A 22838-nucleotide genomic window follows, 5' to 3' on the forward strand; every position below is an offset into this window, starting at 1 on the left:
TTTTTTAAACTATTTACTTATGAAACGTCACAAAAATAGCGTTTTTATTTATTTTTTCCAAAAGTGAAGTCGCCTAATTGAAAAAATATAGGATGGCGAATTTTTTTAGCACAACTATCATAATCTATACAACTTCCTTTATGGTTAACTATATATCCAGGGATTGTAATATTTGATAATATAAAACCATTGACCGCCCTCAGGTTGCTATTTGACTTAAAATATTGCAAATACCTTTCGATATAATACTTTTTATCAATTTTTACTTTCATTTTTTTTGGCAGATACATAAAAATACTTCATTTTTGCAAATAGATACATAAAAAGAGGGGTGTAGGTGTGTAAAACCTACATTTTATTCGTTGACCCCCCTATTTTTTATATCGTAAATGAAAAAATCTCATGTTATTCAAGATGCTACCTTAAATTTTAGTAAAATGAAAAGACCGATATTACTATTGACAATTACATTGGCAGCCGTTACTTTGGAGGCTCAATTTTCTGTTGGAACCGATTTGGTTTCGCGTTACATTTATCGTGGTGTGGATTATGGTAATGCTGCTGCCATTCAGCCAAACATAGCGTATGTGGCCGGAAATTTCTCTATCGGGGCATGGGGCTCCTTTGGTTTATCTGCGGAATCTTTTAGCGAGGCCGATTTATACATGTCCTATTCTTTCCCTTTTGGATTAAGCCTCGGACTGACTGACTATTACTATCCCGGCACGGAATGGGGAGAGTTTGGCGATAAAATTTCGAGCCATGCTTTGGAGCTGATCATGGGCTACGAAACCAAAGGATTGAGTTTGGCCGGACATTATATGCTCAACAACTCAGCAGAGGGAATCGGAACAGAAGACGGCACCCTCTATTTTGAAGCCGGGTATGCCTTTGCTAAAGTAGATGTATTTGTGGGTGCCGGTGACGGGTGGCATTCTAACAATGGCGACTTTGAACTGGTAAACATTGGCATTGCTACCTCAAAAGAAATAAAATTCACCGATTCCTTCTCTCTGCCTCTTTTTGGTCAGCTAATTACTAATCCCAACAGCGAACAGTTGTACATAGTTGTGGGCATATCATTATAACAGATAACAGAATAAAAAAACTAAAAATTACACCATGAAAAAAATTGAAGCCATTATTAGGCTAACGCGATACGAAAATGTAAAAAAGGCACTCGAAGAGCAGGATATTACCTTCTTTTCGTATTGGGATGTGCGTGGAGTAGGTTGTGCTGTGGAAGGTCACCTTTACCGTGGCACGGTGTACGACACCAGTATTATAGAGCGGCGCTTGATTTCTATTATTGTGCGCGATCAAAATTTAGAAAAGACAGTACACGCTATTATGCAGGCCGCACGAACAGGGGAAATAGGCGACGGAAGGATATTTGTTTCCGATGTAGAAGAATCGTACAAGATACGCACGGGGGAGTCGGGGCCGGAAACCCTTTACGTTAAATAATCCACACACAATCATCAGATATCATTGATTTTAAAAACTTTATTATGGATACAAACAGTGCTTTAGATATATTATGGATACTTGTAGCAGGTATTTTGGTGTTTTTTATGCAAGCCGGATTTGCGCTTGTGGAAGCTGGATTTACCAGAGCTAAAAATGTTGGTAACATTGTAATGAAAAACTTTATGGACTTATCCTTTGGTTCTCTACTATTCTGGATTATTGGGTATAGCCTTATGTATGGGGGGAATGGTGCCTTTTTTGGGACATTCGATTTCTTGTACGGCGAGCCCGACAACTACCACAACTTATTTTTTCAAACCGTATTTGCGGCTACTGCGGCCACTATCGTTTCCGGTGCTATGGCCGAACGCACCAAGTTTTCCACCTACCTTATTTATACGGTGATTATCACGGCTTTTATATATCCCATCTCGGGTCATTGGATTTGGGGTGGCGGATGGCTCTCCACATTGGAAACTCCTTTCCACGATTTTGCGGGCTCTACGGTTGTACACTCTGTTGGGGGATGGATGGCGCTGGCCGGTGCCTGGACAATTGGCCCTCGACTGGGCAAATACAACGGTAAGGCCAAAGCCATACCGGGTCATAACATGGTGCTGGGTGCCCTGGGGGTTTTTATACTTTGGATGGGTTGGTTCGGCTTTAACCCGGGTTCGCAATTAGCCATCAGCGGCGACAACGCCCATGCTGTAGCAAGCATCTTTATTACCACTAACCTGGCCGCTGCCGCAGGTGCAGTATTTACCATGTTTGTTACCTGGTTGCGCTACGGTAAACCTGACTTATCCATGACTTTGAACGGCGCCTTGGCCGGTTTGGTTGGCATTACTGCCGGATGTAACATTGTAAGCCCCATTGGAGCTGCTTTAATAGGTTCAATAGCCGGATTGGTGGTGGTGTTTTCGATTGAACTCTTCGATAAAGTACTCAAAGTGGACGACCCGGTAGGAGCTATTTCGGTACATGGGGTTTGTGGGGCAATGGGAACCTTGCTGGTCGGCTTTTTTGCTACCGATGGTGGTTTGCTATATGGCGGCGGTGCTTCGTTACTGTGGAGCCAGGCTATTGGGGTAGTTTCGGTTGGTGCTTGGGCTTTCGGATTGGGTCTTATTTTATTTCAAACGCTAAAAGCCACTATGGGTCTTCGGGTTAGCGAACAGGAAGAGCGTGAAGGCCTGGACATTCATGAGCATGGTCAGACTTCATATAATTAATCATTGCATTAGTGCCACACAGCGCTAAATATCTTTAGCTGAAGGGCCGACAGGATTCGCCTGTTTGTTTGTTTCTCCATTGAAAGAAATAATCTGCCTATATTTATTCTCGTTAAAAAGTGAGCTTATATCATAGCGCGCTTTGCTTTGGTCAGAATCACTTTGTCCGGGTGGTATATGCTCCATTAGCGAAAAAAATCTTTAATTATTGCTAAATGATTCAACAATTTTTTATATTAGTTGTTTCGTGAGGGATAATGCTTGAGGGATGAAAAAAATTATTGACTTTTATATGGAAGGTTTTAACAACTTACCCGATTGGGCTCGTTCCATCTGGTTTATCATCTTGTTGAAACTATTCATTTTCTTTTTTATTTTTAAAATATTCTTTTTCCAAAATAAGCTTAAAAAAGATTTTGATACCGACAGAGAGCGGGCAGATCATGTTATTGAGCAAATCACAACACCATAAAATTTTGTTAAATGTTAGAGTCTTTAGATTTATCACTGGTAAACTGGTCGCGTGGACAATTTGCGCTGACAGCCATGTACCATTGGATTTTTGTGCCATTAACATTGGGGCTGGGTTTTATACTGGCCTTTATGGAAACCAGATATGTTCAAACGGGTGATCCGGAATGGAAAAGGATTACCAAGTTTTGGATGAAGCTTTTTGGAATAAACTTTGCCATTGGCGTTGCCACCGGTATTATTTTAGAATTTGAATTTGGCACCAATTGGAGTAACTATTCCTGGTTTGTGGGTGACATATTTGGTGCCCCACTGGCGATTGAGGGAATCATGGCCTTTTTTCTGGAAAGCACTTTTATTGCCGTTATGTTTTTTGGTTGGAACAAGGTGAGTAAGAAGGCGCACTTAATATCTACCTGGTTAGTTGCGGTGGGAGCAAGCCTATCTGCTGTATGGATACTGGTGGCCAATGCCTGGATGCAAGATCCTCGTGGCATGCGGTTCAACCCCGACACGGCACGCAACGAGATGGTCAGTTTTTGGGATGTGATACTTTCGCCCACTGCCGTCACCAAGTTTTTGCATACCACCACTTCGGGCTTTGTGCTTGCTTCTGTGTTTGTTGTTGGCGTTAGCGCCTGGTTCCTACTCAAGCGCCGAGAGGTGCTTTTTGCCAAACGGAGCATGGTTGTGGCCGCTACTTTTGGTGTTATATCTTCCATTATGCTCATTGCTACAGGCGATAGTTCGGCTCGCGAAATGGCGGAAACGCAACCCATGAAGTTTGCCGCCATGGAAGCACTGTACGAAGGACAGACCAATGCACCATTGATAGCCATCGGATTAATTGGTGACCCGCAGGACGATCCGATGGACAGTACAGCAAGAGAAGATTTTAAAATTAAAATAGAGATACCCAATGCACTCTCCTATATGGCTTTCTTAAAAGCCGATGCCTTTGTGGCGGGTATAAAAGATTTAGTGTTGGGTAACGAAAAACACGGCATAATGTCGTACAAGGAAAAGATAAAAAGAGGATACGAGGCTCAACAAACCCTTGCACAGTATAAAAAAGCAAAAAAGGAGAATAGTGAGGATTTGCCTATGTTACGCGCCAAGTTTGAGGATCAGGAATGGATAGACAATTACTTTAATTACTTTGGTTATGGTAGTTATTACGATCCGGACCCTACGCAACTCGAAAAAAATGCCTTTAAAATAGTTCCTCCAATCTCACTATCGTTTTATTCGTTCCATATTATGGTGATATTAGGTGGGCATTTTTTACTGCTGTTTATGATTGTGTTGTGGCTCCTTTACAAAAACAAGCTGGCCAATAACAAAATTGTCTTGTGGACTGCCGTATGGTCAATACCATTGGCATATGTAGCATCGCAAGCCGGTTGGATTGTAGCCGAGGTGGGGCGCCAGCCATGGGTAGTGCAGGATTTAATGACAACAGCCATGGCTGTTTCACAAATAGATACCGGTTCGGTGATGATTACCTTTTGGCTGTTTGCATTTACTTTTACTGCGCTGCTGGTGGCCGAAATAAAAATAATGACCAAACAAATTAAAATAGGACCAACTAAACAAGGAGGAAAACAATAATGTTCGGAGATTTATCGCACTTAGAATTACAGCAATATTGGTGGTTCCTGATTTCCTTATTAGGTGCACTGCTGGTGTTTTTAATGTTTGTACAGGGAGGACAAACACTATTCTGGACACTGGGGAAAACAAAAGATGAAAAAACCATTTTAGTAAATGCGCTGGGGCGTAAATGGGAGTTCACTTTTACTACCCTGGTAACATTTGGCGGAGCTTTTTTTGCTTCTTTTCCTTTATTCTATAGCACCAGTTTTGGTGGAGCTTACTGGGTTTGGATGATTATACTTTTTGCTTTTGTTATTCAGGCCATCTCGTATGAATTTCGGAGTCGCCCAAAAAATGTATATGGGGCAAAAACTTACGAGGTATTTCTTTTTATCAATGGCTTGATAGGTACTATTTTTATTGGAACGGCCGTGGCCTCGTTTTTTACCGGCTCAAATTTTTCAATAAACGAATACAATCAATCTAAATGGGACAACGTATATCATGGTTTGGAATTGGCCTTAAACCCGCATAATCTGACATTGGGTTTAACCGTGTTTTTTTTAGCCAGAGTATTAGCCATTCAGTATTTTATGAATGCCATCGACCACGATGTCATACTTAAAAGGGCACACAAGCAATTGCTTATCAATGGTCTTTTATTTGTGGTTTTGTTTGTAACATTTATTGCTTGGCTGATGTTGAGGGATGGATTTGCCGTTAACCCAGGCACCAAAGAGGTGTATATGGAACCCTATAAGTATTTTAACAATTTAATGGAGATGCCACCTGTTGGCATCGGGTTTTTAATTGGAGTACTATTGGTGCTTTTTGGAATGGCAAAAAGTTACCTGAAGCCCGGTACCAAAGGAATTTGGTTTAGCGGACCCGGAACAGTGCTGACCGTCGTGATGCTTTTTTTGCTGGCCGGGTATAACAACACATCATTTTACCCATCGGTTACAAGCCTGCAAAGTTCGCTAACGATTGAAAATGCGAGTTCGAGCCATTTTACACTTACGGCCATGAGCTATGTTTCGCTGATGATACCTTTTGTGATGGCTTATATTTGGTACGCCTGGAGAGCTATTAATAACCGGAGAATTGATCAGGAGGAAATGGAATCGGATGATTTACATGTGTATTAAACCGGGCTGATGCGCGTAGGGTAGGGAACAAAGAGCATAAAGAGCCAGAAAAGTAAAGCGATACCTTAGCGGAGGTGGCAAAAGGTCAAGGGTAGTGAGAGGTAGGAACGAATAATTTTTTAAATATGAAATACTTACACGAAATATTATGGTACATGAGTTGGCCATTGCTTATTGTAATAAGCCACTATACAGTGAAATGGGCAATCCGAAAATTTGAAAAAGAAAATAAAGATATAATAGAAACAGAGACAGAATCTACAAATTCGTAGTGTCTCAACGAGCTGCCAGCATTTGCTTTATTACAAAAAAGGTAGCACGGTTTGTTTGCATAACAACAACGGCAGTACTATTAGCTGCCGTTGTTGTTATGGTAAAAAGCAGCTTCACAACTATCCACAGCTCACTTCTCTACACTACTCAAACACAGGGTTAAATAGCTTTAATTACAATCCCTTATGCTTTTTTTTTAAAATCAAAATAAAGTATAAACCGAAATAAACGCTACCTTTGCACCCTCATTTTTTATAAATATATGCACGACATAAGGAATATCGCAATTATTGCGCACGTGGACCATGGCAAAACTACCTTGGTAGATAAGATGTTAATGGCAGGGAAACTGTTTAAGGATCATCAGGATGTCAAGGATCTTTTCATGGATAACAACGATCTGGAAAGAGAAAGAGGAATAACGATTCTATCGAAAAATGTTTCGGTAGTTTATAAAAACACAAAAATTAATATAATTGACACTCCGGGCCACTCCGATTTTGGAGGCGAAGTAGAAAGGGTATTAAATATGGCCGATGGTGTTTTATTGTTGGTAGATGCCTTTGAAGGACCCATGCCGCAAACGCGCTTTGTGTTACAAAAAGCCCTTAGTCTTGGATTAAAGCCCATTGTGGTAATTAATAAGGTGGATAAGCCCAACTGCCGCCCCGAGGAGGTACAAGAAGCTGTTTTCGACCTCATGTTTAATCTGGAGGCGACAGAAGATCAGCTGGATTTCGTAACCATTTACGGCTCAGCTAAAAATAACTGGATGAGTACCGACTGGAGGAAACAAGCCGAGGACATATCGGCGGTTTTTGATGCGGTTTTAGAAAATATCCCAGCCCCAAAAATAGTTGAAGGCACCCCCCAGATGCTCATCACCTCTTTAGATCATTCACCTTATACAGGACGGATTGCCATTGGTCGTATTCAAAGGGGCGAGCTAAAAACTAATCAGCAAGTTGCTTTGGTAAGCCGGGATGGCTCCATCACTAAAACTAAAATTAAAGAAATCAATGTTTTCGATGGCTTAGGTCGTACTAAAGTAAACGAGGTGAAATGCGGTGAGCTTTGTGCACTGGTAGGCTTGGAGAAATTTGATATTGGCGATACAGTGGCCGATGCGGAAAACCCCGAATCGCTGGATCCTATTGCCATAGATGAGCCCACCATGAGCATGCTGTTTACCATTAATAACTCACCATTTTTTGGACAGGATGGTAAGTATGTTACTTCGCGCCATATTAAGGAGAGGTTGGATGCGGAGCTGGAAAAGAACCTGGCATTACGGGTAGAAAACACCAATTCGGCAGATGCCTGGAATGTATACGGACGGGGGGTGTTGCACTTGTCGGTACTAATAGAAACGATGCGACGCGAAGGATATGAACTGCAGGTTGGGCAGCCGCGCGTAATCATAAAAGAAATAGGAGCCATTAAACATGAGCCCATCGAGGAGCTCACCATTGATCTGCCGGATGAGTTTGGGGGCAAAGCCATAGAAATGGTCAGTCAACGTAAAGGCGATATGCTGAGTATGGAACGTAAAGGTGATCGCGTGGTAATTGAGTTTACCATACCCTCGCGAGGGATAATCGGCTTACGTAATGCTATGCTCACTGCCACTGCCGGAGAGGCTATTATGGCCCATCGCTTTATCGAATTCCAGCCCTATAAAGGTGTCATAACCAAAAGAATCAATGGCTCACTTATTTCAATGGAGGATGGTGCTGCAATCCCTTATGCCTTGGACAAGCTTCAGGATAGAGGGGAGTTTTTTGTATCGCCACAGGAAAAAATATACAAAGGCCAGGTGATTGGCGAAAACAATCGCGAAGGGGATTTAACCATCAATATTACAAAAACCAAAAAACTCACTAACATGCGTACTTCCGGGTCGGATGATAAAGTGAAATTGGCACCGCCCATTATTTTTTCGTTGGAGGAAGCGCTCGAATATATCCAGGAAGACGAGTATGTAGAGGTAACGCCAAAGGCTATACGTATCCGGAAAATACTCCTCGAAGAGCACGAACGCAAGCGCTCGGGAAAATAAGCTACATTTTACGAAATTTAAAAGTGGTTCATTAATTATTAAAGAACCGCTTTTTATTTTGGGTTTCGAACTTTACCTGTAAACCCCGCTTCACACTTAATCAATTCAAAAGTATATTGCGGATGCAAGCCTTGTTCGGTACGATGCGATACATAAAGAATTGCTGTATCGCTTTGTTGCGCTATTTGCTGAATCAGGCTAACCATAAGCAAAGCGCTATCATCATCGAGCCCTGTGGATGGCTCGTCAAGTATAAGCAGCGGGGGATGTTTTATCATGGCCCGAGCAATAAGCACCAGGCGTTGCTTTATTTGCGACAGATCTACAAAACGCTGGTGCGCTTCCTCCTCCATGGCTAATACCTTAAGCCAATCCAGTGCCAGTTTATTTTGCCTGTCACTGGGTTTTTGGTACAAGCCAATACTATCCGTTAAGCCCGAAATAATCATTTGTTTGGCACTATGGCTGCCTTTAAAGTTATCGGTGATGGAGGGGGTAAAGTACCCAATCATTTCTTTTAATTGCCATACGCTTTCACCGGTTCCCTTTTTGTGCCCGAATATAAACAAGTCCTGACCGTATGCTTTAGGATTATCGCCGTAAATCATGGATAACAGCGTTGTTTTTCCCGATCCGTTGGGTCCCTTCAAATGCCAAAATTCACCTTGTTTAATTTCCCAACAAATATCCCTCACGATTATTTTATTATCATAGCTCACACATACCCTATTCATCTTTATAAGTACCTGGGGTAGTACATTAAAAGGTTTTATCGATTCAGGGATGTCAAAATTTAAATTGCTTTGTTGGTTTGGTGAGCGATTCAATCCTAAGTCAGCTAGCGGGATACATTTTGTTAATCCACCCTGCCGCATCACTAACGCGTGGGATATAAAGGGTAAGATGTCGTCCTGTCGTTTAAACAGTTGAACAATAGTTGTTTGCCGGGCCACTTGCGATAATTCATTTTTTAATTGCCGAACGGACGCTAGGTCCAAACAATCAAAAGGATTGTCCAGGACTAAAAAATCGGGTTTCTGTGCAATCTGATAGCGCAATAAAGCTTTACGTTGTTCGCCACTGCTATAAGTACGAATACTTCTACTTTTATCTTTCGTTAGCAAAAAGTTATCATGTCTAATTTCTTCGTCAATAATTTTTTCAAGGGTTACGGTTGAAAACAGCAAGCCTTTTTTGCTGCGTAGATATGGTATCTCCCCATTTCCTTTGAGTAGTTGCTGCATCCACTCTCCCTTTGCAGAAAGACCTGTATTTTTGATTGCCAAATGTTTCAATGTATGGTGTTTTTAGGAAGCCCTTCTTTTATACAAGGTGCAAATAAAGTCAACTCTTACCGTTCGCATTATCAAACATGCTCAATATCAGTATGGGCCGATATCTCGCTGTTGCTGGTGCATAAATCTTTGATATTTAATTTGTGCACATCGTCATAAGCAGCCAGACGTGCAAAATCTTTCAGCTCCTCGGTACTTACCTTTAGGTAGTTAGCTATGCGATTGGCCGATTTTTCTATGTCAAGTCGTTTTCGCAGTTCCGGATCCTGGGTAGCAATGCCCACGGGGCAATTCCCCGTATGGCAAATCCGATATTGCTGGCAGCCTCCGGCTATCATAGCTCCGGTTGCTACGGCAATGGCATCGGCACCCAACGCCAGTGCCTTGGCAAAGTCGGACGATACCCTTAACCCGCCAGTAATAATTAAAGAAACTCCGGTAATACCTTTATCATCTAAAAATCTTCGCGCCCTGAACAATGCAAATAAGGTGGGTACTGAAGTGGCATCTTTGATTAAGCGTGGTGCAGAACCGGTACCTCCACCCCGACCGTCGATAGTAATAAAGTCCGGTTTGGCATAAATAATTTCCTTTAGGTCGGTTTCGATGTCGCCCGCTGCAATTTTAACACCTATGGGCTTTCCGCCTGTTTTGTCCCGAAGCCAATCTATTTTAGCTTTTAAATCCTTTTTATTTCTGATATCCTTAAAAGCTGAGGGGCTAATAATTTCTTCGCCCACATTTCTGCCTCTAACGGCAGCAATCTCCTCCGTTACTTTGCTTGCTGGCAAGTGACCGCCCATGCCCGGTTTTACGCTTTGGCCTATCTTAATTTCTACAGCGTCCACGCTTTTCAGGTTTTCATCGGTAACACTATAACGGTTGGGAACATACTCAAAAATATACTTATAGGCCGCTGCATGTTCTTCCGGTAAAATACCGCCTTCACCCGAGCATATCAAGGTTTTTACTATTGCACTTCCTTTGGCAAGAGCTGTTTTTATTTCTTTTGACAAGGCACCAAACGACATATGGCTTATATAAACAGGTGTATCTATTACCAATGGATACTTGGCTCTCGGTCCGATAATAGTTTTAGTATTTACCACATCATTTTTTTCCAGTGGTATTTTGGCCAGCTGCGCTCCTTTAATTAAAATATCATTCCACGAAATAAGGGGTAGCGTGGTTTTCATGGGGTCAGTAATTGACTTCCCGGTATGAGCCATCGTATGGATGTGGTTCAGGTAGGGGGCATGATTGTCCGACGACTTTTTCCACTCAGCCAAATATTCATCTTCCTGGACCGATTCGGCTTGCAGATCCATTTCCGGCTTCCCAGTGAACTTTTCGTCTTCGTCATCGTCCAATTTATAGAATACTGCTTTAACCGCGCCACAAACAGGACATGTCCAGTCGTCAGAAAGTTCGTCCCAGGGTTTTTCCGCATTTTCTTCGTAGTGAAGATACCCACATACGGGGCATTTGTAGGTAGCCATATATTCAGATTTTAGATTGTTTAAGCTAAGATAGGTAAAAATAAGTTTCCTGGTAGTGTGGAGAATTCATTCACTTACTTAAGAACATGGCAAATTGATTATTAAACAATTATCGCATTGATAATGTGTCAGACATCACTGCCTCTACCTGATAAATGTAGCTTTTTAAGATAGTATCATTTACGCAGGGCAAGCAACTCAGTTTTATTTATCAACAAACTTAGCACAGGATAGGGGAAGCCTTGAATTAAATCATTAAATTTGGGAGTTTTAAAAATTAGACAGGTCGGTATTACCGAATACCCAACAAAGCAACATCTATATATGGCATCATCGAGAAGTATTAAGCGCCCCATAAAAACTGAGATGGAGCGATTTGAGCCTTTTTTTAGCGAACAACTCAAATCAAAGATTCCGTTGCTGCGCATTATTACAAACTATATTTTACGCAAAAAGGGCAAACAGATGCGCCCTATGCTGGTGTTTTTGTCGGCCAAACTAAACGGCAATATTACGGAAGCTTCGTACGTGGCGGCTACGCTCATTGAGTTGCTGCACACGGCTACACTGATACACGATGATGTGGTGGATGAGACCTATCAACGGCGTGGTTTTTTTTCAATCAACGCCCTGTGGAAATCAAAGATAGCGGTACTGGTGGGCGATTATTTTCTTTCGCGAGGGCTTATGCTGGCGCTGGATACAGACCAGATAGGAGTTTTAAAAGTTGTATCGGAAGCCGTTAAGGAAATGAGCGAGGGAGAACTGCTGCAAATAGAAAAAAGCCGTAAGTTAGACATTACCGAGGAGGTGTATTTTGAAATTATCACAAAAAAAACGGCTACCCTGATAGCCGCTTGTACCACGGCAGGTGCGTATTCCGTGGATGCCACTGCCCAAAAAAGGGGATGGATGAAAGAATTTGGTACTTACCTCGGTATTGCCTTCCAAATTAGAGATGACCTTTTCGATTACGAAAAAACTGACCTCATCGGTAAGCCCACAGGCAACGACATACGCGAAAAAAAGATGACGCTTCCTTTAATACATGCCTTAAATAGTTGTGATGCCAGGGAACGCAAAAAAGTGCTGTCTACGATTCGGCGTCATCATAAAAACGACAAAAAAGTAGCTGAGGTCATAACGTTTGTTCAACAAAAAGGAGGCATAGAATATACGCATAATAAAATGATAGAATACAAAAATAAGGCATTAGCGGTTCTAAATAAATTTGACGATGGCGATGCTAAACAAGCCTTAATTGAGCTGGTTGACTTTACAACTGAAAGGAAGAAGTAGTAAGAGGATGCAGACAAGAGATTGTTAGATAAGAGGCTGTGAGGCAAGATATATTGTATTTAGAAGTACCTAATAAAAGGCACCTTTTAATAATTTCCGATAATTCATTAATCTCTTATCTATTCGTCTAACATCTAACATCTAAACATTTAATAACATGTCCGATACAAAAAAAATATTCCTACTGGATGCGTACGCCTTGATATACCGTGCGTACTACGCATTTATTAGAGCTCCCCGAATCAACTCAAAAAAGCTAAATACTTCGGCCATTTATGGTTTTACCAACGCGCTGTTGGAGGTGTTACAGAAAGAAAAACCATCGCACTTGGCTGTAGCATTCGACCCGGCCGGACCTACTTTCAGGCATAAAATGTACGAGCCGTACAAAGCGCAACGCGAAGCTACACCAGAAGATATTAAACTGGCCGTGCCTTACATTAAACGGTTGCTGGAAGCCTTAAATATTCCTATTCTCGAGGTGTCAGGTTATGAGGCCGACGACGTGATTGGCACCATTTCGTTAAAAGCCGAAAGAGCGGGTTTTGAGGTGTTTATGATGACCCCCGACAAGGATTATGCACAATTGGTTTCCGACAATATTAAAATGTTTAAACCGCGCAGCCGAAGTGGAGGAGTAGATGTGTTGGGTGTGGCTGAAGTACAAGAAAAGTTTGCCGTTGAAAAACCGGAGCAGGTGATCGATATTTTGGCTCTGATGGGGGATGCTTCGGATAATATTCCTGGTTGCCCGGGTATTGGAGAAAAGGGTGCCAGAGACATCATAAAACAGTACAAGAACATTCCGGGGATTTATGAGCATATCAACGAGTTCAAAGGAAAGAGAAAGGAGAACCTGATTGAATTTAAAGAGCAGGTGGAATTATCCTATACCTTGGCCACTATATGTCGTGAGGTACCCATTGAATTTAACGAGGATGATCTGCAGGTGTCTGAGGCCGACAGCGACAAGTTGATGCCCCTGCTCGAAGAGCTTGAGTTTAAAAGCCTGATGGCCCGCTTTGGTTATGAAAGTACACCAGTGGTAACAGCGGCTCCGGCACAAGGCGATTTATTTACACAGCCCCAAATAGAGCAAGCTCCCGTTTTTGCATCTTCCCTAAAAACCATCAACGATACGGCACACGCTTATTACCTGGTGGATAATGACCAGGCTTATGCCTCATTGGCCGCTGACTTAAGTGTGCAAAAAGCGTATTGTTTTGATACCGAAACCACGGGATTAGATACGGCTACAGCCGAACTGGTGGGTATTTCGTTTTCGTGGAAAAAAGGGGAGGCCTATTATGTGCCTTTCCCCGACGACAGGAAGCAAGCTGAAGCCCTGGTGCAGCGTTTTAAGCGGGTGTTGGAAGAGGAAGAAATAGTAAAAATAGGGCAGAATCTTAAATATGATATCCAGATTCTTAAAAATTATGGAGTACATGTAAAGGGAAAGATATTTGATACCATGGTGGCACACCATCTGGCGTTACCCGGACAAAGAAATAACATGGACTTTATGGCCGAGGTGCATCTGGGCTATTCTCCAATAAAATTAGAATCGCTTATAGGCAAAAAAGGTAAAAATCAACAAACTTTACGTGAGGTGGATATGGCTTTGGCCAAAGAATATGCAGCAGAAGATGCCGATATAACCTTGCAATTAAAAGATTTTTTGATGTCAAAGTTAAAAGAGGCGGGCTTAGAAGAATTGTTTTATAAAACAGAAATGCCGCTACTTCTGGTGCTGGCCGATATGGAGGCCACCGGTGTAAAACTGGATGTGGATGAATTAAAAAATTTTGCCGGTAAACTACACCAAAGAATTGAGGCATTGGAAAAAGAGATATTCAATATGGCCGGCATGGAATTTAACATAGCCAGCCCAAAGCAAGTGGGCGAAGTGCTTTTTGACCATATGAAGATTGATGCCAAAGCTAAAAAAACCAAATCGGGGCAGTACAGTACCGGGGAAGAAGTTTTGACTAAGCTAAAAGGGAAGCACGAAATAATAGATAAGATACTCGATTTCAGGGGGCTTAGAAAACTGCTCAATACCTATGTAGAGGCCTTGCCGTTATTGGTAAATCCTAAAACAGGGAGGATTCATACAACCTACAACCAGGCGATGGTGGTCACTGGCCGGCTAAGCAGCACCAACCCTAATTTGCAAAACATCCCCATCCGCGATGAGGATGGTCGTGAAATACGCAAGGCGTTTATAGCCAGTAACGAGGACCATTTATTCCTGTCGGCGGATTACTCGCAGGTGGAGCTACGCATCATGGCGCACCTGAGTCGCGATAGTCATATGGTAGAGGCATTTGCCAAGGGCGAAGATATCCATGCCGCCACCGCAGCAAAAATATTTAAGGTAGATCTTAGCGACGTAAGCGATGATATGCGACGTAAAGCTAAAACGGCCAACTTTGGTATTATTTACGGCATTTCAGCCTTTGGTTTAGCGGAGCGTTTAAATGTATCACGTACCGAAGCCAAAGAGCTGATAGACGGTTATTTTGAAAACTTTCCGGACGTAAAAGCCTACATGGACAAAAGTATTGAAGTAGCGCGGGATAAAGGATATGTAGAAACTATCTTCGGCCGGCGACGAAACCTTCCCGACATTAATTCGCGCAATGGTGTTGTGCGCGGAATGGCTGAACGTAATGCAATAAACGCACCCATACAAGGCACGGCTGCCGATATCATTAAAATGGCTATGGTAAATATTCAGCATGAATTAAGAAAAGAAGGGCTACAATCAAAAATGATTTTGCAGGTACATGATGAATTAAACTTTGACGTGCTGAAAAGCGAACTGGAACGCGTAAAAGAAATTGTAAAAACGGGAATGGAAAACGCGTGTAAACTTTCCGTACCCTTAGCTGTTGAGATGGGTGTGGGTAGTAATTGGCATCAGGCACATTAATTCAAAGAAAGCCAATAGGATAAGAGTAATAAGCAGTTTACTGCTGCAAAATAAAATGCGATGGGTATACGCACCATTAACACGGTTTAACTAATTTTTATATCACTTCACTAAATAATAGCTTACATTTGTAATGTAGATTTTTTTTCATAGATTTAGATTTGGTTAACAAAGCTGATTTAAGGGTAAAAGGATAGATGTTTCATCTATCCTTTTTTTTATTCCTCCTATTTTCAAGCGAATCTCTATTGTGTAGCACCGCTATTTTTACTTCAAAAACTCCTTGCTGTAATCCCCCAACTTCTCGTGCCGCACTTTTCGATAAGTCTATAATCCGTCCTTCAATAAAAGGTCCACGATCGTTAATTACCACCACCACAGCTTTTTTGTTACGTATATTGGTCACCTTAACCAAGGTGCCGAAGGGCAATGTTCGGTGAGCAGCCGTTTTTAAATGATGCCAATATATTTGTCCGCTGGCTGTTTTACGCCCCTCAAATTTATCGGCATAATAAGATGCCTCTCCTTTTATTTGGGCATGGCTGACCACTGTACATAAAAGGAAAAGGAGGCAAAGGCTTACCAACTTAAAATTGTACTTTCCAGTTTCAATCATGAGTTTATAACTTAATTCTTCTCCAATTTATTGTTTGCCACAGCCAATAGGCAATTTATAAATTTTAATTCAATACGCGTCGTAACCGAACCTTCATCCTGATTATCAACAAACAAAAGTTGAACTTTTACTATGGTTGTTAGAATTTCAATATTAAGCAACATTCCGGAAAACCATAGGCTGTTGTCTCCGTATCAGACCTGAGATAGATAAACAAACTTAATATGAATGATATGATTAAATCTTTACTTTCTGTTTTTGTAGCCTTTTTTATTTTAAATGGGGCAATAGCACAAAGCTGGGTTCAAATTTCAAGCGATGATTTGGATATTCCGTTTTCTGAAACGCTTATTAAGCATAACAACGATTGGTATTTAGGTACTGCCGGAGGTGTATTCAAAACCTCCGATCAGGGCGCTAACTGGACACTTACAAACAACAATTTGTATAGTGCTTTTGGCCGTCTTCGGATTGAAGGATTCTTTGTTTCGGGCGAGAGGCTCATAGGGGTCAACCGTTGGGCAGGCGTTGTGAGCACCACTAATGGATCCAACTGGGTTGCTGCAACTGGCTTACCCCAAAACAAGTTTATGCCCAAGGATATTGCGCTGGTTGGTACTAAATTGGTAACAATAGTCTACGATTACAACGCTGACACGTACCATCTATATGCTTCAGTGGACGATGGGCTGTCCTGGATCAAAGGAAATGTAATTTCTAGTATTAATAGCAACCCACGAATATTCTCTGATGGGCACCTTGCTTACATTACACATACAAATTCAATTGGTTCCGATGAGTTTATCGCAACCACTTCGGATGGCATGAGTGCCGGCCCGGTTAATTTAAGCCCGGCTTTTAGCGAAACATCGATAGAAAAAATTGTGTTTGCCGAGGACTATATGATAGTGAGCGGACAAGGTGTTTTTTTAAGGTACGATATGCTTAACGGAGGTTGGACCAACCTGGGCAGTTCATGGAGTAACGGGATTGGGTTTGTATCGTTGTGTGCGAATGAAACCGGACGATTGTATGCCTCAATTTTCGAAGGCGATTATACTTTAGGGGTGCATTTTTCCGACGACTATGGCGATACATGGAACAAAATGACAGTAAACACTACCAGAGGTGCAGCTTTTGCCATGGGTATTTATGCTACCGGAAGTGAATTTATGGCCTCGTTTATCGACGAAGGTGTTCATTACTCATCTGATGCAGGACAAACCATGGTTAAAAGAAATAATGGATTAGGAGGATCTGATCTGGAAGAGCTATTTGTTGCAAACGGAAACATGATTACCTCATTGTTTATTTCGGGTGTTTATGGCTCGGAGAACGACGGTGGAGCGTGGGGAAAATGGAATGCCGGATTGCCTTCGGATGTTATAAAAAGAGTGTATGGTTATCTTAATATCGGCACTACGATTTTAGCAAATTACTCTACCAGTCCGGGAGATGAAGCTGCTCCCGAAAAAGTGGTTAGGTCTGTGGATAACGGCAAAACATGGAGTGTACTTGCTAATCCTGCAGGGTACGACAACCTGAAATTGATAGGGAAAAACGGAACGAACCTTTTTGCCATTTCTTCCGCTCCGAGCGGTCTGCTTATGTCGGGCGACAATGGAAATTCCTGGACAGATATTTCAGGTAGTTTACCATCGGGTTTTAGCCCGCGATTAATTAAAGGCTCCGGTTCGTTAACCTTTATGGCTGGCACTAACGATAACAACAAGCTTCAGATATATTCGTCCATTAACTTGGGCACATCGTGGACGTCTGCAATGGAGGGTATTGTTTCCGATGAACTTGCTGAATTGCGCAGTAATGATGAAATTTTAATGGTGTCGGGGGATGATAAAATATTTGTACAGCTAAAATATGCAAATAGCAACAATAAATTAGCCATATGGAATGTAGATGGCTGGCAGGAAGTGGTCGCCAGCGGACTCGACTATATCGACTTTAGAGCCATGGCCTATAACAATGGTGCTCTTTTTGTGTCGCACTGGAACGAGGGCATTCATATGAGTACGGATAACGGAAATTCGTTTACCCTAACCTCAGGATTACCCGATGGGATTGCGGCAAACGTATTTGCTTTTGATAATGGTATAGCCTATGCTGGTTCCTCAAGGGGAATTTGGAAATATAGCCTCGCTACCCATGTGGATGAGAAGGCGATTAATGCTACAGCTCTTTTAAACCCTAACCCCGCCAGGGATGTAGTTCGTATTTCAATGGATGCAACATCGGTTAATGTGTATGCTGTTTCCGGACAGCTGGTTAAGCAAGTAAGAGTTGTTGATAGGCAATTTTCAGTTAGTGATTTGAATGAAGGCATGTATGTTGTTGTCATCAAGTCATCACAGGGAACTCTAAAAACTAAGCTAATTGTAAAATAAATTCTTATAGCTACTCATGTTTAACGAGCACAGTAATATATTGCTGTGCTCGTTATATTTTTGACCCAGGTTACGCACCCACTGTGTGCTTTTCAATTGCTAAGGTAAGCGGGCAAGTGCGAAATAAACGATGAAGCCCTTTGGTTTTGTTTTTTATTCGCTATTAAAAGATAGTTATCCCAAGGAGGCCAGCACCTGAACACAAATGATCAGCAGTACCATAGCCACCGGATATACCGTAGCGTAGGCTATTGAAGCAGCATTGGTTTCGGTCATGGGATCCACAGCAGCCAAACCGGGTGTACTGGTCATGGAACCGGTAAGGGCGCCCAGCAAGGACAGTACATTCACCTTAAAAAACCATCGTGCCACCAAGGCTCCTAACAACATAGGTATCAAGGTAACTACACCACCTACTAAAAATAGTTTAAAGCCATATTGGCTAAATGTTTCAACGATGTGTGCGCCGGCCGAGGTGCCCACCCCGGCTAAAAAAAACATGAGTCCCATTGTGCGCAACAGTTGGTTGGCACCCCCTGACATACTCCAGATAATGGGACCGGTTTTGCCAATTCTGCTTAATATCATTGCTACCGCCAGTACCCCTCCGGTAAGTCCCAGTGAAAAAGTGAACGAATGGCCAAAGTTTAACGAGAACTCACCAATAACAAAGCCCAACACAATACCGGCAGCTATTGGCAGAAAATTGGTGTCGGATAATTTTTTACTGTTGCCTCCAAATAATTTAGTTACCAGCTCAACATGCGACTTGCTGCAGGTAATAATAATCTTATCGCCCAAATGCAATTTAAAATTAGGCGTGGGGGTAATGTCGATACCCGAACGTCGTACCCTGGTAATGGTTACATGGTAGGTAGCTGTCCATTGGTAAATTTCATGAACGGTTTTATTTACAACGTTAGGGTTAGATACTAAAATAGTTTGCACTTCGTAGCCTTGTTTCAGCGGTATCTCTTCCTGCGTTTCGTGTCCTATCAGTAGTTCAACTTTTTTAAGCGCTTCCCTGGTTCCTACGGCTCTAACTATATCGCCTAAATTTAATACGGTGTCAGATGTAGGCACCTGTGGCTCACCTTTAATTTTCACACGCGAAATAACCCCTTGCGACATGGTGCGAACGCGTAGTTCGCGGATGGTTTTACCAGCGGCATTTTCATTTTCTACCACAAAGTGCTTTGAGAAAATCTCCGGAAAGGTTTCTTCTGTTTGTTTCTCATAGTCCTCTTCGGCCTTTTTAAGGTCGGTTTTCGTGAATTTAGGATATAAACGTACAAAAAGGATAACACCAATTACACCAAAAGGATAGGCTATACCGTATCCAATAGAAACGCCAGAAGACCCCGTGCTGTCGATGGCCGCAGCTAAACCGGGTGTGCTGGTTAGCGCGCCTGTTAATAGTCCAATGGCTACCGGCACGTCTATATCCATAAAAACAATAGCCAAATAACTTATCAAAGCTGCCGATATAATAATTATCGTGGCCATTGCGGCCAGAGTACGTCCCTGCTTTTTAAAAGAATCGAAAAACCCCGGCCCGGCCTGAATGCCAATGGTATAAATAAATAATATAAGTCCTATTTTTTCGATTATGGGGGGCATAACAATACCGTAATGCCCAAAAATAAGGGCTACGAATATGATGGCAGAAATATCGAGCGATATACCTTTAAATTTTATGTTGCCAATAATATACCCAATACAGATAATTGCGAAGAGGGCAAAATAACTTTGTTGAAAAACTTCCATAAATAAATAGCGATTAGCACATTGCAAATATAGCCATTTACAATGCGGCAAAAATTACTTAGGGCCTAATTTTCTTCTGAAGGCCAAACATTAATTTTCGGAGTATTTGATCCTTGCAAACACGGTATTGATTTTGCCCGGGCTTTCGGAAGAAAGCACTTATCTCGTGTTTACTTATCTTAAAATCGGCCAACGACAACAGCTCTATCATATCATGGTCTTTTAACGCTAACGCAATTTTAAGTTTCCGCAGAATAAGGTTGTTGTTCAGTCTTTTTTCGTTAACGGGGGCTTGCCCATCTTTTGCTCCACGTTTTAAAATGATAAGACCGTTTAAAAACGCCGACATATAGGAGTCGATGAGGGTTTTAAACGATTCGTCCTCCTCTTTTTTAAGCCAATCGCTTACTTGCGCCCGGTTTACCTCAACCTTAGCCAACCCAAAGATCTCAATCATTTTATTATCGCTGAAATCAAAGGTGTATCGTAAACTTTTTAATACATCGTTGTTGTTCATCTGATATAGGTTTGTATCATGCTACAATTATTAGTGGAGTTTTAAAAAAAACCGATTAGCTATATAAGGCTGAATAAAAAATGCTAAAGGCAGCTTGCATCCCGAAATTATCCCGGGCGACAAGCTGCCGCTTTCAATGTTTAATCAGTTAAAATGTAATAAACCAATAATTTACCTGGCTAACAATTCAACTACTTTGTTGAATACGTTTTCGCCGGTAAATCCAAATTTATTATCCAGCACTTCGTAATGTGCTGAAAAACCAAAATGATCCAGTCCAAAAACAGTACCGTTGGCACCCACCAAACCCTCTAAGGTTACGGGTAGTCCTGCAGTCAATCCAAAGCGGGGTACATTAAGAGGTAGAATTTCGGCCTGATAGGCTTTATCCTGGTTACGGAACAAGCCTTCGGATATAACCGAAACGATTTGCACCTTCAAGCCTTTTTCGGCTCTCAATCTTTCAGCACCATCCACCAGGGTACTTACCTCTGATCCGCTGGCCAAAAGAACCACATCGGGAACCCCGGCATCTTTGTGCACGATATAGGCTCCTTTTTTGGCCTGCGAAGCTTTTTTGTAATCGCTGCCGGGCAGGTCTTTAATGTTTTGGCGCGATAAGATAAGTGCTGTTGGTGTGCTGGTATTTTTCAGTGCCATTTCCCAGGCTACTGTGGCCTCTTGTACGTCGGCCGGACGAAGTACCAGCATGGAGTTTTCGCCATCGTGGTTTTTGAGTTTTTCCATCAATCGAATCTGCGCCTCTTGCTCAACGGGTTGATGCGTTGGGCCGTCTTCACCTACGCGGAAAGCATCGTGAGTCCATACATATTTAACCGGTAACTGTTGTAAAGCGGCCAAACGAATGGCAGGTTTCATATAATCCGAAAATACAAAGAATGTTCCCACGGCAGCAATCACACCGCCGTGCAGTGCCATTCCATTGGCAATGGCGGCCATGGTAAGCTCTGAAACACCCGCTTGTAAGAACTGTCCGGAGAAATCACCTTTTTCAAAGGCTTTGGTTTTCTTTAAAAAGCCATCCGTTTTATCTGAGTTGGCCAGGTCGGCCGACGAAACAATCATATTTTCAACCCGATCGGCAAAGACACCCAATACGGTTGCCGAGGCGGCACGTGTGGCAGCTCCTCCTTTTTGTTCAATGGCGCTAAAATCAATTTCGGGCACTTTGCCCGAAAAGAACTTGGCGAATTTTTCCGCCAACTCCGGGTTAGCTTTTTCCCACTCCGCTTGCTCCGCTTTTTTAGCCGTAACATACGCCACTTTTTTGGCTTGCACTTCGGCGTAGTATTGGGCTACATCGTCAAAAATGGAAAAAGGCTTGTCCGGCTTACCGCCCAAAGCCATAATGGTGCTCTTAATACATCCTCCTGCTGCCGACAACGGCTGACCGTGGGTGCTTACCATACGCTCAAAAGATGAGCCGTCGGCTTTTAAGGCTTTTTTGCCCATAACGGTTTTACCAATAATCAAGAAAGGTTTTTCTGTTTCGGCCGTGGCGGCATCCAATGCTTTACGTATCTCATCGGGGTTGTTGCCGTCGATGGTCATTACGGCCCATCCCCAGGCCTCGTATTTTTTGGCGGTATCTTCAACGGTTACAACATCCGTTGTTGTGGAAAGTTGAATGTCGTTGGAATCATAAAACATTACCAGATTGTTTAATCCCAGGAAACCGGCTATACGTCCTGCGCCTTGCGATATTTCTTCCTGGATACCGCCATCGGAAATGAAGGTGTAAATATTGTGGCTCATCCAGTTTCCGAAACGATGGGAAAGAAATTTTTCCGTAATGGCCGCACCTACTGCCATCGTGTGCCCTTGCCCCAGGGGACCCGATGTGTTTTCTACTCCGCGTTCCACATCCACCTCGGGATGTCCGGGTGTTGGGCTGCCCCACTGGCGAAAGTTCGACAGTTCCTCCATCGTATAGGCTCCCGTTAATGCCAGTTGTGCATACAACATGGGCGACATATGACCCGGATCTAAAAAGAAACGGTCGCGATTTACCCATGTGCGGTCGTTGGGATCATAATTAAGATATTCGGAATATAGGATGTTGATAAAATCGGAGCCACCCATTGCTCCGCCGGGGTGTCCTGATTTTGCTTGTTCTACCATGGCAACCGACAATAACCTGATGTTATCCGCTGCTCTGTTTACAGTTTTGTTACTCATTTTTTTAAAAAAATTACGGATGTTAAATTTACCATCTTATCGTTTGGTACCCCTTTG

17 protein-coding genes are annotated in these 22838 nt (G+C 42.4%); 10 read left to right on the plus strand and 7 right to left on the minus strand.

Going from position 1 to position 22838, the window contains the following annotated elements:
• Nucleotides 1–44 precede the first annotated feature (44 nt).
• Nucleotides 45–272, minus strand: a complete 228-nt coding sequence (locus FN809_RS08450) for a hypothetical protein (protein WP_142533059.1) — start codon at nucleotides 270–272, stop codon at nucleotides 45–47.
• Nucleotides 273–437: 165 nt separating this feature from the next.
• On the opposite strand from FN809_RS08450, the gene FN809_RS08455 reads away from it, so the two are divergent.
• The 7 genes from FN809_RS08455 (at nucleotide 438) to typA (ending at nucleotide 8252) form a co-directional block, all read left to right on the plus strand.
• The gene (locus FN809_RS08455) at nucleotides 438–1088 is read left to right on the plus strand and encodes a TorF family putative porin (protein WP_185957504.1); all 651 of its coding nucleotides are present in this window, start codon (nucleotides 438–440) and stop codon (nucleotides 1086–1088) included.
• A gap of 34 nt (nucleotides 1089–1122) precedes the next feature.
• Entirely contained in the window at nucleotides 1123–1467 is a 345-nt protein-coding gene (locus FN809_RS08460; protein WP_142533061.1) for a P-II family nitrogen regulator, read from the plus strand.
• Between the two features lie 44 nt (nucleotides 1468–1511).
• Entirely contained in the window at nucleotides 1512–2705 is a 1194-nt protein-coding gene (locus tag FN809_RS08465) for an ammonium transporter (RefSeq protein WP_142533062.1), read from the plus strand.
• A 268-nt stretch (nucleotides 2706–2973) separates the two neighbouring features.
• Complete coding sequence (locus FN809_RS08470) at nucleotides 2974–3177, plus strand: DUF4492 domain-containing protein (protein WP_142533063.1); 204 nt, start codon at nucleotides 2974–2976, stop codon at nucleotides 3175–3177.
• A gap of 11 nt (nucleotides 3178–3188) precedes the next feature.
• Complete coding sequence (locus FN809_RS08475; protein WP_142533064.1) at nucleotides 3189–4787, plus strand: cytochrome ubiquinol oxidase subunit I; 1599 nt, start codon at nucleotides 3189–3191, stop codon at nucleotides 4785–4787.
• A complete protein-coding gene (gene cydB / locus FN809_RS08480) occupies nucleotides 4787–5920 on the plus strand; it encodes a cytochrome d ubiquinol oxidase subunit II (RefSeq protein ID WP_142533065.1) in 1134 nt (377 codons plus the stop codon). Before FN809_RS08475 ends, cydB begins: the two co-directional genes overlap by 1 nt.
• A 535-nt stretch (nucleotides 5921–6455) precedes the next feature.
• A complete protein-coding gene (gene typA / locus FN809_RS08485; protein ID WP_142533066.1) occupies nucleotides 6456–8252 on the plus strand; it encodes a translational GTPase TypA in 1797 nt (598 codons plus the stop codon).
• Between the two features lie 53 nt (nucleotides 8253–8305).
• On the opposite strand, the gene FN809_RS08490 is transcribed toward typA, so the two are convergent.
• Nucleotides 8306–9547: an ATP-binding cassette domain-containing protein gene (locus tag FN809_RS08490; protein WP_142533067.1), complete on the minus strand. Its 1242-nt coding sequence runs from the start codon at nucleotides 9545–9547 to the stop codon at nucleotides 8306–8308.
• 71 nt (nucleotides 9548–9618) lie between these two features.
• On the minus strand, nucleotides 9619–11046 hold the full coding sequence (locus tag FN809_RS08495) for a glutamate synthase-related protein (RefSeq protein WP_142533068.1): 1428 nt from the start codon (nucleotides 11044–11046) through the stop codon (nucleotides 9619–9621).
• A gap of 324 nt (nucleotides 11047–11370) precedes the next feature.
• Between FN809_RS08495 and FN809_RS08500 the strand changes: the two genes are divergently transcribed.
• Both FN809_RS08500 and polA read left to right on the plus strand, forming a co-directional pair.
• Nucleotides 11371–12345, plus strand: a complete 975-nt coding sequence (locus FN809_RS08500; protein ID WP_142533069.1) for a polyprenyl synthetase family protein — start codon at nucleotides 11371–11373, stop codon at nucleotides 12343–12345.
• Between the two features lie 157 nt (nucleotides 12346–12502).
• Nucleotides 12503–15280 (plus strand): DNA polymerase I, encoded by a 2778-nt coding sequence (polA, locus tag FN809_RS08505; RefSeq protein WP_142533070.1) that lies wholly within the window; start codon nucleotides 12503–12505, stop codon nucleotides 15278–15280.
• A gap of 202 nt (nucleotides 15281–15482) precedes the next feature.
• On the opposite strand, the gene FN809_RS08510 is transcribed toward polA, so the two are convergent.
• Nucleotides 15483–15896: a septal ring lytic transglycosylase RlpA family protein gene (locus FN809_RS08510; protein WP_142533071.1), complete on the minus strand. Its 414-nt coding sequence runs from the start codon at nucleotides 15894–15896 to the stop codon at nucleotides 15483–15485.
• 233 nt (nucleotides 15897–16129) lie between these two features.
• Between FN809_RS08510 and FN809_RS08515 the strand changes: the two genes are divergently transcribed.
• Nucleotides 16130–18298 (plus strand): T9SS type A sorting domain-containing protein, encoded by a 2169-nt coding sequence (locus FN809_RS08515; RefSeq protein ID WP_185957505.1) that lies wholly within the window; start codon nucleotides 16130–16132, stop codon nucleotides 18296–18298.
• Nucleotides 18299–18472: 174 nt separating this feature from the next.
• On the opposite strand, the gene FN809_RS08520 is transcribed toward FN809_RS08515, so the two are convergent.
• From FN809_RS08520 to FN809_RS08530, 3 genes are all read right to left on the minus strand, one after another.
• On the minus strand, nucleotides 18473–20065 hold the full coding sequence (locus tag FN809_RS08520; RefSeq protein WP_142533073.1) for an aspartate:alanine exchanger family transporter: 1593 nt from the start codon (nucleotides 20063–20065) through the stop codon (nucleotides 18473–18475).
• Between the two features lie 58 nt (nucleotides 20066–20123).
• Nucleotides 20124–20582, minus strand: a complete 459-nt coding sequence (locus FN809_RS18000) for a YehS family protein (RefSeq protein WP_142533074.1) — start codon at nucleotides 20580–20582, stop codon at nucleotides 20124–20126.
• A gap of 171 nt (nucleotides 20583–20753) precedes the next feature.
• Nucleotides 20754–22781 carry a transketolase family protein gene (locus tag FN809_RS08530; RefSeq protein WP_142533075.1) on the minus strand — a complete coding sequence of 676 codons (2028 nt, stop codon included), beginning with the start codon at nucleotides 22779–22781 and terminating at the stop codon, nucleotides 20754–20756.
• Nucleotides 22782–22838: the final 57 nt, after the last annotated feature.

This window comes from Saccharicrinis carchari (assembly GCF_900182605.1).
Classification (GTDB): domain Bacteria; phylum Bacteroidota; class Bacteroidia; order Bacteroidales; family Marinilabiliaceae; genus Saccharicrinis; species Saccharicrinis carchari.